Below are 12,451 nucleotides of genomic sequence, written 5' to 3' on the forward strand. Positions count from 1 at the left end.
GATCAGCCCACCATACGTCCGGTGATGTAGTTTTCGGTGCGCCTCAGGCGCGGGTGCGTGAACAGGGTGTCGGTCGGTCCGTACTCCACCAGCTCACCGTTATGCAGAAACGCCGTGTAGTCGGACACGCGTGCCGCCTGCTGCATGTTATGAGTGACCAGTACCAGGGTCAGATGTGGCTTCAGCGTGCGAATCAATTCCTCGATCTTGAGCGTCGAGATCGGGTCGAGAGCGGAGGCGGGTTCATCCAGCAGCAGCACCTCGGGCTCTACCGCCAGGGTCCGCGCAATCACCAGTCGCTGCTGTTGACCACCTGACAGTGACCAGGCTGACGCACGCAGGCGCCCCTTCACTTCTTCCCACAGTGCGGCTGACTTCAGCGCCCACTCGACCACATCATCGATGCGCCGCTTGCTCAGTCCCCCCTGCAGTCGCAAACCAAAGGCGACATTGTCGTAGATCGACATGGGAAAAGGATTGGGTGCCTGAAAAACCATGCCTACCCGTCGCCTCAACTCCGACACGGCCACTCGCGAATCATGGATGTCGTGCCCATCGAGATAGATACTGCCGCGCCGGCTGACGTCCTCGTTGAGGTCATGCAGCCGGTTAAGTGCCCGCAGCAACGTCGACTTGCCGCAGCCCGACGGCCCGATGAAGGCCGTCACTCGGTGCCGCGGGATGCGCAGCGTCAGATCCTTCAATGCAGGCTTGCCCGCATAGGCCAGGCTTAGCCCCTGGATATCCAGGCACGTATCGGCTTCCGAAAACGCCATGACCGCCCCGCGCCGACTTCCCAGGGAGGCCTGGCTGAGCTGGCGTTGGGGCAGCCTTCCATCGATGGACATTGACTCTCCCTGCATCATCGACGCACCGGCGCACCATGACGCTTGCGCAGATAATGCCGCATGAATATTGCAGTCAGGTTAAGCACCAAAATAACCACTACCAACAACAGAGCCGTGGCATAGACCAGCGGCATGGCGGCCTGAACATCGCTGGAATGAAAGGCGGCATCGTAGATGTGATAGCCAAGGTGCATGAACTTTCTTTCAAGGTGGAGGAAAGGAAACTCACCGTCCACTGGAACCTGTGGTGCAAGCTTTGCCACGCCGACCAACATCAGCGGCGCCACTTCTCCTGCGGCCCGGGCCACCGCCAGAATCAGTCCTGTCAGCATGGCCGGCATGGCCATCGGCAGCACCACCCGAGTCAAGGTCTCGAAGCGTGTTGCTCCCAGTGCCAGTGCCCCCTCGCGCTGGTGCAGGGGAATCCGTGACAGGCCCTCTTCAGTGGCCACGATCACCACCGGCAGGGTCAACAGCGCCAGGGTCAACGATGCCCACAGCAATCCGCCGGTACCAAAGGTCGGCGATGGCAGAGAAGAGTCGAAGAACCACCGGTCAATGCTGCCACCGACACCATAGACGAAGACCCCGAGGCCAAACACGCCGTACACGATGGAGGGCACCCCGGCCAGATTGCGCACGCCAATCCTCACTAGCCGAGTCAAGCGACCTTGATGGGCCACTTCATTGAGATAGACGGCAGCCAGCACACCGAAGGGCGTGACCAGCACCGACATCAGCAACACCATCAAGATAGTGCCGAAGATCGCAGGCCACACGCCACCGGCCGTGTTGGCATCCCTGGGCCCCTCGGACAGGAATTGCCACAGTTCTCCTCCCCAGTGGCCCAGTTTTTCGTACCAGGCCATGGCGTTGGGGCGCCAGGCATCCAGCACTTCCTCCAAGGGCTGCTCTTGACGCTGGCCCTGGCTGTTCTCCAGCACCAGTACGCCGCCCTGCTGCAACCGACGAAGCTCCGTCGCCCGCGCCTGTAACGCTTCCAGTTGCCGGTCATCCAGGCGGTGCTGTGCCTCGCTCGACGACGGCTCGCGCTCCATGCGCCGGATCAACGGCAGTATGTCATCACGGGTCAACTGCTGTCGGGCCTGGCGCAGGGCATCAAGCTCCTTGAGCCGCTGCTCCATGGCCAGCCACGCGGCCTCTCCCGTCAGCCGTTCACCCTCCAGCCTCACTGCCACCAGGCGACCGAAGAAGGTGCCCCAGTGACGTCGCTCGAGCACGACCAGGTCATCAGGCGTCTGGTCACTCGCCAGCCGCGGGACGCTCAACCAGCGCCAGATGCCACCGCCATCATCGCGATTGGCTATCCAGTAGCGCCGCTCGACGCCTTCTCCACCGGGCAGCGTGCGTTGCTCAAAAGGCACGCCTATGACCGTGTCGCCGTCATCAAGGGTGACCTCGTGCAGGGTCGACGGCCAGAAGTTGGCCAGCCCCTTCACGCTGAGCAGAACAATCAAGGCGCCAAGCATCAATATCGACAGCGCTACCGAGGCCGCAGCCAACCACGCCCAGGGCCCCTCATGCGGACGTCTAAGCGTCTTGCTGCCGACCGCCGTATGGCCGGGAATCTTCATGTATCACCCCGCGAACGCCGGAAGCGCTGCCTGAGTCTTGCACGCACCAGCTCGGCCAGGGTGTTCATCAGAAAGGTAAACAGAAACAGCGCCAGGGCCGCCAATAGCAGCAAACGGTAGTGAGTGCCGCCTGGTGCCGCTTCGGGCAGTTCAATCGCAATGCTCGAGGCCAGCGACCTCAGGCCATCCAACGGCGTCGCCGTCATCAGGGCGCTGTTACCGCTGGCCATCAACACGATCATGGTTTCTCCCACCGCTCGACCGGCCCCGATCATGATGGCGGAGAAGATCCCCGGGAGGGCAATCGGCAGCATGACGCGGGTCAGGGTCTGCCAGCGCGTGGCACCCATGGCCTGGGCGCCTTCCGCCAGGTTTCGCGGCACATCACTGAGCGCATCCTCGGCCAGCGCGTAAATGCCGGGGATCACGGCAAACCCCATCGCCAGCCCCACGATCAGGGCATTGCGTGCCTGAACATCGAGCCCCCAGCGCTGCTCGACCCATTCGCGCAGGTCGCCACCGAACCACCAGCTCTCCCACAGCGGGGCAAGCTGCACCGCGGCGAGTACCAGCAACAACAGGCAGGGCAATAACCACAAGGCGGCCGAATTCAGCGACAGGTACCGCTGCACGGGGACCGGTAGCCGACGATGGCCCAGCGCCAGCGTGATCATCGCGAGGGGCAGCAGCAGCACGACGGACACTGCCTCGGCCAGATGGCGTTCCACCCAGGGGCCCAGCACCAGTCCGGCAATGAAACCCAGTACGACGCTGGGCATGGCTTCCATCAGCTCCAGGGTCGGCTTCATGCGCGCACGCAGTCCCGGCGACATATACAGACTCGAGTGGGCCGCCGCGCCCAGTGCCAACGGTATGGCCACTATCAGCGCCCATATAGCGGCCTCAAGCGTCCCCCACAGCAACGGCGCCAGACTGGCCTGGGCAACCACCCCCTCTTCGAGGCGATGAGGCAGCCAGCGAAACTCAGCTTCGCCACTGGTGCCGGGGGCCGACCACAGCGCACTCAGAGACATTCCGTCTGCCCCGGGCCAGAACAGGGGCACCACCTCCACCAGCAGAAATACCGCGATGGCAATGACCGTCAACAGCACACCGATCCCCCCTGCCGTGATCAGCAGGGTGGCCAGTCGATCTCGCCGCTGGCGGGACCGATAGAGAGGATTAGTGGAGGTAGGATCAGACATCTAGGCCAGCCATTGTTGCATAGCGGAAGATTACGACATCTTCATGACATCTGGATGACAGAAGGCGGCTTGATCAACGTTCCTCTCGTGCCAACGCCGGTAGCCCCAGCGCTCGTCGCTGTGCCATCAATGCCGAGGGTGACAGCGCCACGAAGCCCAGTTCCTTCACCACGCGCTGACCCGACGGCGACAGCACCATGTCCAGGAAGGCACGCTCTACCTCCGGCAGCGGTGTTTCCGGGGGCCGGTTGACGTAAATGAGCAAGTCGCGAACCAACGGATAGTCCCCATCCCGCAGCGCCTGACGCTCAGGTCTCACGTCACGCTGGCCATCGGCAATGGCCACCTCACGCACGTCAGCGTTCAAATGATTCAAACCGACATACCCGATGCCTCGCGGGTCGTCACCGACAGCGGCGACCACCGCTGCCGATCCCGCCGAGACGGTGACGGATACCTTGAACTCACCATCACACAGCGCACGACGCCGAAACAGACCGTGAGTACCGGAGACCGCATTACGACCGTACAGATGGATGCTGCCCTGGGGATCATCCAGCCCCAGCTGCTGCCAGTGGTCGATGCTTTCTTCCGCACCACAGGCCAGCGTATCGGAGAAGATGGCGTCGAGCTGCTGGCGGTTCAGACGCTCGAGGGGGTTATGCCGATTGACCACCACGACCAGGGCATCCTTGCCCACGACCACGGGAGTGATGGCATAGCCGTGACGTGCCGCAAATGCCGCCTTCTCATCATCCTGCATGGGCCGCGACATGGGGCCCAACAGCGTAGTGCCGGCAATCAACGCGGGTGGAGCACTGGCGGATCCTGCCACTTGCAGCTGCAGACGAACGCCTGGACGCTGCTCTTCGAACTGCTCCCCCCAACGCAGCATCAGCTCGGCCATGGTGTCCGAGCCTACTGCGTTCAATGCCCCCGCGACATCGTGTGCCGTCGCCGGCAAGGGTAACCATGCCACCCAGCCCAGCCACAGGAGCATTGCGATGCGCCTGCTGGTGGCAGCAAAATGGGACACGCTGGACATCTGGCCTCCCGGCATTGGCTCAGCATCACGTCAGACAGAATGACGCCTTCGCTCGGCTATCTTCCTGAGTTTTCACATCATCCGTGCCACATGGTTGCCAAGGCAACCACCCAGAGCTTCTGGCAGAACGTCTAACAAAGCTTCTGGGCGTGGTGGTCCTCGGCGCGACGTCCCTGCAGGGTAACGCACGAACGGTGGAGTATATCGCTCCGGGGTGGTTTCATGACGTCAGCGACGATGGCGTTTGCTTGCGAACGTCAGCGATGACAACAACTCACGCCGGATGCCACTCATCATGATGACCGAAGTCGATGACGTTCCTGTGCCAAAGGGTCAACTGACCTTGAAGCTCGCGGCGACTCGCCAGGACACCAACGCGCACGGTGACATTCCCGCTGGTTGGTTAGCCCGCCTGATGGACCAGGCCGCAGAGTGGACCGCCAGCCAAGAGGCACGGGGACGAACCGCCACCGTGGCGATCGAGGGAATGGACTTTCTCTGCCCGGTGCGTGTGGGGTCTCTGGTCTGCGTCTACACCCAGGTCGGTGACATTGGCCACAGTTCGATCAAGATTGATGTGGAGGTATGGGTTCGTACAGCTCACGACAGCGAGGATGACCTCCACAAGGTCACCGAGGCACGCCACGTGCTGGTGGCACTGGACGACAATGGCCGCATCCGAGGCGTGCATGCTTGATCCGACGGCCTGCCACCGGGCAACGGCACTCGTCCACCGTTGCCCGGGCGTTCAGACATCAAGACAGCACGTTGTCCCGCGCCTTGAGATAGGCAAACTCGCCCACATCCGAGAACTTGCGCACCTGGGCCTGGAAGTTGCGGTATGACTCGTAGATGCGCGCAGACGCCTCGTCGCTGTCCACCTGCTTCTGCAATACCTGCTCCGACGATTCGTGCAACGCCGTGATCACGTCGTCAGGGAAGGCACGCAGCTGCACGCCGTGCTCATTGACCAGCGCGTCCAGGGCTTCGGCATTGCGGAAGGCAAATTCACTGATCATCGCCAGGTTGGAGGCTCTCGCCGCCTCGGTCACGATGGCCTTGAGGTCGTCGGGAAGCGCGTTCCAGGCATCCAGATTGACCGTCCCCTCAAGGATGGCACTCGGCTCGTTCCAGGCAGAGGTATAGTAGAAATCCGCGACCTGGTGCAGACCAAAGGCCAAGTCGTTGTACGGTCCGACCCAGTCTGCAGCATCGAGCACACCGGTCTGCAGCGAAGTGAAAATCTCGCTGCCGGGAATCGTCAGCGTGGTGACCCCGATGCCTGACATGGCTTCACCGGCAAGACCGGGCAGACGCAGCTTGAGCCCCTGCATATCTTCCAGTGAGTTGATCTCCTTCTTGAACCAGCCGGCCATCTGGGTCCCGGTATTGCCCACCGCAAATGGCTTGAGGTTATGCCCGGCATACAGCTCGTCCCACAATTCCTGACCACCGCCGTTGTAGAGCCAGGCGTTGGTCTCGGTGGTGGTCATGCCGAATGGCACGGCGGTGAAGAACTGGGATGCCGCCACCTTGCCGCGCCAGTAATAGGAAGCGGAATGTCCCATTTCGGCGGTGCCCTGAGACACTGCGTCAAAGACTTCCATGGCCGGCACCATCTCGCCTGCACCGTGAACCCTAACTTTCATGCGCCCGCCGGACATCCGCTCAATCCGCTCGGCCAGGTCATTGGCACCGGTTCCCAATGCAGGGAAGTTCTTGGGCCAGGAGGTGACCATGTTCCAGGTAATGGTTTCCTGGGCACTGGCGGTGCTGACAAAGGGGGCGGCGGCGACGCCTGCAGCGCCGAGGCTGGCGGTCTTGAGAAAGGAACGGCGTTCCATGGGGCGAGCTCCTGAAGCGTGTTATGTCGACGCCGGCATCAAAGCAGCAGGGTCGAAGGCTGCTCTCCCCGGCGTGGTGTCCGCCGGGAAGTATGCGGGAAAGAGAAATTAGCCTGCAAGCCAGGCCTGAGACGCTGCGCTCAAGAGCGCAGCTGGCAAAGACGGCAGTGGGCTACAGCGCCTCGAGCTTGGCAAACCCGAGTACCAGCCATTTATCCCCGTGGCCTTCGAAGCTGACCTGCACCCGGGCACGCTCCCCCTCACCTTCTGCATTGAGGATGACTCCCTCACCAAATACCGGGTGGCGAACCCGCTGCCCCAATGACAGTGCAGGCAGGTCACCGCTGGCCTCGACACCGGACTGGGCAAAGCGTGGCGGCGTCGGCCGCGCGCTGACGGGACGCGATACCTGGCCGCGAAGACGCACTTCCTCCAGCAGCGACTCGGGCAACTCGCGCAGGAAACGAGACGGCCGCTGAAAGGTTTCCTTGCCATGCATGCGGCGAATCTCGGCATGGGTCAGATACAGCTTCTTCATCGCCCGGGTCACCCCGACGTAGCAGAGTCGGCGCTCTTCCTCGAGGCGGCCGGGCTCTTCCAGGGACATGCGGTGGGGAAACAGCCCCTCTTCGACTCCCGCAATAAACACCACCGGGAACTCCAACCCCTTGGCGGAGTGCAACGTCATCAGCTGCACGCTGTCTTCGAATTCGTCGGCCTCGTGCTCGCCAGCGTTGAGCGCCGCCTCGGCCAGAAAGGCCTCGAGCGCCACCATGCCCTCGCCAGCCTCCACGGTATCCAATGTCTCGCCCTGGGAGAACGCCCGCGCGGCATTGATCAGTTCTTCCAGGTTCTCGACTCGAGCCTGGCCCTTCTCGCCCTTTTCGCTGAGGTGGTGATCAATCAGTCCCGTGCGCTGGTTAACGTGGGCGATGATCTCGTGAAGCGCCATCCCCGAGGTGTCATTGTCGAGACCTTCGATCAGGTCGGCAAATGCCGTCACGGCGTTGGCGGCACGCCCCTTGAGAGAGCCATCAGCCAGGGTGTCATGGATGGACTGCCACAGCGATACCTGCGCGCGGCGCGCACGATCGCGCAAACCCTCTACTGTGCGCGTACCGATACCTCTAGCGGGCACATTGATGACACGTTCCAGAGACGCGTCATCGTCACGGTTCAGCAAAAGGCGCAGATATGCCAAGGCGTTCTTGATTTCAAGGCGCTCGTAGAACCGCTGCCCCCCGTAGATGCGATACGGCATGCCCTGGCGAATCAAGGTCTCCTCGATCACTCGAGACTGAGCATTGGAGCGATACAGAATGGCCACTTCCTGGCGCTGGAACCCTTCATCGACCTTTTCCTTGATGGTATCGACGATAAAGCGTGCCTCTTCCATATCATTGAAACCGGCATACACGGAAATGGGTTCGCCGCGACTGCCAGCCGTCCACAGCTCCTTGCCCATGCGATCAGAGTTCTGCTTGATCAGCGCGTTGGCCGCATCAAGGATGGCGCTGGTAGAGCGATAGTTCTGTTCGAGTCGGACGGTCTTGGTATCCGCAAACTCTTGCTCGAAGCGACGGATGTTCTCCACCTTGGCCCCACGCCAACCGTAGATCGACTGATCGTCATCACCCACCACCGTCATTGGCGTGCGCTGCCCAGTAAGAAGCTTCAACCAGGCGTACTGCAAGGTGTTGGTGTCCTGGAACTCATCCACCAGCACATGGGCAAAGCGTTCCTGGTAATGAGCCAGCAATGCAGGATTGTCACGCAAGAGCTCCAGGCTGCGCAGCAACAGCTCACCAAAATCGACCAGACCACCACGTTCACAGGTCAACTGATAGATGTCGTACAGCGATACCATCTGCTCGACATAGGCGTCGCCGTTGGTACGTACCTGGTGTGGCCGAAGCCCTTCTTCCTTGCAACCACCGATGAAGGATTGCACTTGGCGCGGCGGGAAACGCTCGTCGTCGACCTGATTATCTTTCAACAGGCGTTTGATCAGACGCAGTTGATCATCGGAATCGATGATCTGGAAGTGCTGGGGCAGACGAGCATCCTGCCAGTGAGTACGCAGCAAGCGATGGGCAATCGAGTGGAAGGTGCCCACCCAGACATGCCTCAGCGAGAGTCCCAGAAGGGCCTCAAGACGCGTGCGCATCTCCCTGGCGGCCTTGTTGGTGAAGGTCACCGCCAATACGGCGTAGGGTGACAGCCCCTCGGCCTGCATCAGCCAGGCGATACGATGCACCAGCACGCGGGTCTTGCCGGAGCCCGCGCCGGCGAGCACCAGCATGTTGCCCTGAGGAGCGCATACCGCCTCGTGCTGCGCCGAATTGAGGCCGTCAATGATCGCCGTGACGTCGTCCATGGAGAAGGCACCGCTGGAGAGAAAGTGGGCGCCCAGTCTACCATAGCGATGCTGGATAAAAGGACAGCAGACCATCGACCCCAAGGCGCGGGTCGTCAGTCTCCGCTTGTGCGCGTCAAGATGAGTCGGATTCGGGATAACGCAACGGGTTCAGGCTACGCTTTACCGCCTTGAGCTGTTCGGCCAACTTGGGACCTCGGGTCTTGGCGACACCTACCGCCAACACGTCGATCAGCACCAGGTGCGCAATTCGCGAGCTCATCGGCGTATAAATTTCTGTGTCTTCGAGCACATCGATAAACAGCGGCAGGTCTACCTCATCCGCCAGCGGCGATCCGCTCGGGCAAAGGCCGACCACGGTGGCTCCCGCCTCCCGTGCCAGCTTGACGCTGGCGACCAGGGCGCGGGTACGCCCGGTCTGGGAAATGGCCACCACCACGTCGCCTTCCTTGAGCGTCACCGCCGACATGTTCTGCATATGGGGGTCGGCATAGGCAGCGGTAGAAATCTGCAGCCGGAAAAACTTGTGCTGCGCATCGAAGGCCACTGCACCAGACGCGCCGAAACCATAGAACTCGACACGATTGGCCATGGCCAGCGCGTTGATGGTCCTGTTCAACGCATCATTGTCCAGGCGATCGCGAATCGACAGCAGGGTGCCCACCGTCGAGTCGAAGATGCTGTGGGAGAATTCGGCCACGGAGTCGCTGTCATTCATCGAGAATTGAGCGAACTGGCTACCTGACGCCAGCATCTGCGCTAGCTTCAGCTTGAAATCCTGAAACCCGTCACAGCCAAGTGCGCGACAGAAGCGCACGACCGTGGGCTCGCTGACCTTTGCCTCAGTGGCAAGATCGACGATACGCATGTGGATAACTTCATCGGGGTTACGCAGAACGAAGCGTGCCACCTTCTGCTCTGACCGCCGGAAGTGTTCCATGCGACGTCGCATTTCATCAAACAGCGCGCGACTCACCCTTTACTCCTTTGACTGACGGGAGGCCCCGAGGTAGCAGGCCTTGAGCCTTGTCCCGCCCGACATCGTGCATGGCAGCATGACATACAGCTCCATGGCTGTCGGGCCGGTGTTGCATTCCAGTATGCCCGATGCCGACGAGGATTGCCCAACCAATCGACATCCCCCTGATAGAGGCCAATGGTTTGAACAAAGGCACTTTTTTCTCAAGCGTTGGCAGAGCGTTACAGAATTGACATCCACACCGTCATCTTTTTGTCAACTGGGGTATAGTAAAAGGGCAGTGTCGCGCAGCGTCCTGGATGCCGGCACATTCACTGCATAGGAGAGTCGATCATGCGTAATGTCGAACGGTTAACCTCCGTAAAGAGTGAACTCCTCGACATCTTCATGAGCATGGAAGTCGCCGAACACGAGAAGCGCTCCCGTAGCGCGGCCCAGCGTAACCTCAGGGCCCGCCGCGGCATCGAGCTGCATCGAGAATTCAAGCGCCTTTCTGAAGACATCGCCGAATTGCCGGAAGACGGCAACGAAGACGAAATGCACTAGCTAGACAGCCCCATCAGATCAGGCAGGCCTGCCACCACCGACGTTCCTGCCTGACGACAATGAATGGCAACGTCCTCTCTGGACATGCCATTCCCCATCTTGCCCCGCCACGAGGGCAGGTGATCGGCTCCGCCCTAAAAAATGGGCGTGGCAGCGTCTCCCGCCTACTCACGACGAACCCTGCCCAGCTCGAGCCCAGTTAACCAAAGCCCTATTAACCAAAGCCCTGGCCAAACGCGGCTCGGTGCGCTTGCGATGTGTCTTCAGCCCCACAATGCACGGCAGGCCATCGAAAGAGATCGGCGAAAACGCCAAGACCCGGCACAAGGCCGGGTCTTGAAAGCACAGAGTCGATCGACGCCACAGCGACGCCGATCTGACGAGCGGCTTACAGGCTCGAGATAAACACCACGATAACGCCGATGGGCGCGACAACACGGGTGAGAGCCACCCACACCATTTCCTTGCCGCCGGACAGGCCCAGATCTTCTGCGACACCCTCGCGGCTGAGGAACCAGCCAGCGAACACAATGGCGCCGAGACCGGTCAACGGCAGCATGAACTTGCTGGTCAGCTTATCGAGCAGATCGAAAACGCCAAGGCCAAACAGTACCGGCTCGCTCCACAGGTTGAACGACAACAGCGCAGCAATGCCCAGCGCCCAGGCACCGATACCGGCAACGACGGTCGAGGCCGAACGCGACAGGGGCGTACGCTCTTCCACGAATTCCACCACCGGCTCCAGCAGCGAAATGGCCGATGTCAGGGCAGCAAAGGTCAACAGCAGGAAGAACATCAGGCCAAGAATCAAGCCGCCACCCATGTTACCGAAGGCCAGAGGCAAGGTAACGAAGATCAGGCTGGGACCAGAGGCAAGGTCAAGCTCATTGGCGAACACGATGGGGAAGATGGCAAGGCCCGCGCCCAGTGCGATCACGGTATCCATGATAACGACGGTGCGAGCGGTCTTGATCAGATCCACCTTTTCACCCAGGTAAGAGCCATAGGCAATCATGATGCCCATGCCCAGAGACAGCGTGAAGAAGGCATGTCCCAGAGCTGCCAGCACCACTTCGCCGTTCAGCGCTGACCAATCCGGATTGAACAGGTAGTTGAGCGCTTCGCCAAAGTGGCCAGTGGTCATGCCATAACCCACCAGCACGACCAGCAGCAGCGCCAGCGCGGGCATCAGTACATTGACCGCACCTTCCAGACCCTTGGTGACGCCCCGCGCCACGATGCCGATCACCAGCAACATGAAGATGGAGTGCCACAGCAGCAGCAGACCAGGACTCGCCAGCATGCCACCGAACAGGGCGCCGATGCCGTCGGCATCCTGACCGCTGAAGTCGCCAGTGACGCTACCCAGGGTGTAGTACAGGGACCAACCGCCGATCACGCTGTAGAACGACAGGATAAGGAAGGCACCGATCACACCGGAGATACCCACCAACGCCCAGATCTTGGGCTGACCGGCCTGCTTGGCCACGCTGGCCATGGCATTGACCGGGTTGCTTTGCCCACGCCGACCGATCATCCACTCGGTCACCAGAATAGGCAGGCCAATCAGGCCAATACACAGAAGGTAGACAAGAACGAAGGCGGCACCGCCACTCTCGCCCACCATGTAAGGAAACTTCCAGATGTTACCGAGACCAACGGCCGAGCCGGTAGCAGCAAGAATGAAGGACAAGCGCGATGACCACTGCGCATGTGTAGTCTTGGACATAAATCACCCTGAGGATACGTGTCGTCATTGATCGATCGGATGCAATGACGGCGTTGTGTTTGTAGTCGCCACGTCCTCGATAGCCCGGGTCACGGTACTACCGATAATCAAGGGGTCTGACGGATGTCAGCAGGATCACTGCCGGCACAACACTCTTCCCCAACGCCGGTTGGGCGCTGGTCGAGACCGTTGGGTTCAGGTGGGTCGTCGTCCGAGGTAAGGCGACGGCCGCCCTGGCCCATGGCAAGTGACGAACAGCCGACCAAACTAGCGTATGACACCA

10 protein-coding genes are annotated in these 12,451 nt (G+C 61.0%); 2 read left to right on the forward strand and 8 right to left on the reverse strand.

What is annotated here, in order from left to right:
• Nucleotides 1-2: 2 nt before the first annotated feature.
• The 4 genes from pstB to KUW18_RS05165 form a co-directional block, all read right to left on the reverse strand.
• Entirely contained in the window at nt 3-776 is a 774-nt protein-coding gene (pstB, locus tag KUW18_RS05150) for a phosphate ABC transporter ATP-binding protein PstB (protein ID WP_206942567.1), read from the reverse strand.
• An 86-nt stretch (nt 777-862) separates the two neighbouring features.
• A complete protein-coding gene (gene pstA / locus KUW18_RS05155; protein WP_222237896.1) occupies nt 863-2,443 on the reverse strand; it encodes a phosphate ABC transporter permease PstA in 1,581 nt (526 codons plus the stop codon).
• Nucleotides 2,440-3,648 (reverse strand): ABC transporter permease subunit, encoded by a 1,209-nt coding sequence (locus tag KUW18_RS05160; protein WP_222560954.1) that lies wholly within the window; start codon nt 3,646-3,648, stop codon nt 2,440-2,442. The genes pstA and KUW18_RS05160 overlap by 4 nt, the downstream gene beginning before the upstream one ends.
• Nucleotides 3,649-3,721: 73 nt before the next feature.
• Nucleotides 3,722-4,693: a phosphate ABC transporter substrate-binding protein gene (locus KUW18_RS05165; protein ID WP_261396426.1), complete on the reverse strand. Its 972-nt coding sequence runs from the start codon at nt 4,691-4,693 to the stop codon at nt 3,722-3,724.
• 298 nt (nt 4,694-4,991) lie between these two features.
• Here KUW18_RS05165 and KUW18_RS05170 point away from each other — a divergent pair, with 298 nt between their 5' ends.
• On the forward strand, nt 4,992-5,390 hold the full coding sequence (locus KUW18_RS05170) for an acyl-CoA thioesterase (protein ID WP_206942570.1): 399 nt from the start codon (nt 4,992-4,994) through the stop codon (nt 5,388-5,390).
• A gap of 58 nt (nt 5,391-5,448) precedes the next feature.
• Here the strand turns inward: KUW18_RS05170 and KUW18_RS05175 are convergent, their stop codons facing one another.
• The 3 genes from KUW18_RS05175 to hexR all read right to left on the reverse strand — a co-directional run bounded on the left by KUW18_RS05175 (nt 5,449) and on the right by hexR (nt 9,890).
• Nucleotides 5,449-6,537 (reverse strand): TRAP transporter substrate-binding protein, encoded by a 1,089-nt coding sequence (locus KUW18_RS05175; protein ID WP_222560955.1) that lies wholly within the window; start codon nt 6,535-6,537, stop codon nt 5,449-5,451.
• Nucleotides 6,538-6,709: 172 nt separating this feature from the next.
• On the reverse strand, nt 6,710-8,914 hold the full coding sequence (uvrD, locus tag KUW18_RS05180) for a DNA helicase II (protein ID WP_206942571.1): 2,205 nt from the start codon (nt 8,912-8,914) through the stop codon (nt 6,710-6,712).
• A gap of 115 nt (nt 8,915-9,029) precedes the next feature.
• Nucleotides 9,030-9,890 carry a transcriptional regulator HexR gene (gene hexR / locus KUW18_RS05185; protein ID WP_206942046.1) on the reverse strand — a complete coding sequence of 287 codons (861 nt, stop codon included), beginning with the start codon at nt 9,888-9,890 and terminating at the stop codon, nt 9,030-9,032.
• Between the two features lie 336 nt (nt 9,891-10,226).
• On the opposite strand from hexR, the gene KUW18_RS05190 reads away from it, so the two are divergent.
• Entirely contained in the window at nt 10,227-10,439 is a 213-nt protein-coding gene (locus KUW18_RS05190; RefSeq protein WP_206942048.1) for a PA3496 family putative envelope integrity protein, read from the forward strand.
• A 388-nt stretch (nt 10,440-10,827) separates the two neighbouring features.
• On the opposite strand, the gene KUW18_RS05195 is transcribed toward KUW18_RS05190, so the two are convergent.
• Nucleotides 10,828-12,168 carry a sodium-dependent transporter gene (locus tag KUW18_RS05195; protein ID WP_206942050.1) on the reverse strand — a complete coding sequence of 447 codons (1,341 nt, stop codon included), beginning with the start codon at nt 12,166-12,168 and terminating at the stop codon, nt 10,828-10,830.
• Nucleotides 12,169-12,451: the final 283 nt, after the last annotated feature.

It is taken from the genome of Halomonas sp. DP5Y7-2, from assembly GCF_019802025.1.
GTDB lineage: Bacteria > Pseudomonadota > Gammaproteobacteria > Pseudomonadales > Halomonadaceae > Halomonas > Halomonas litopenaei_A.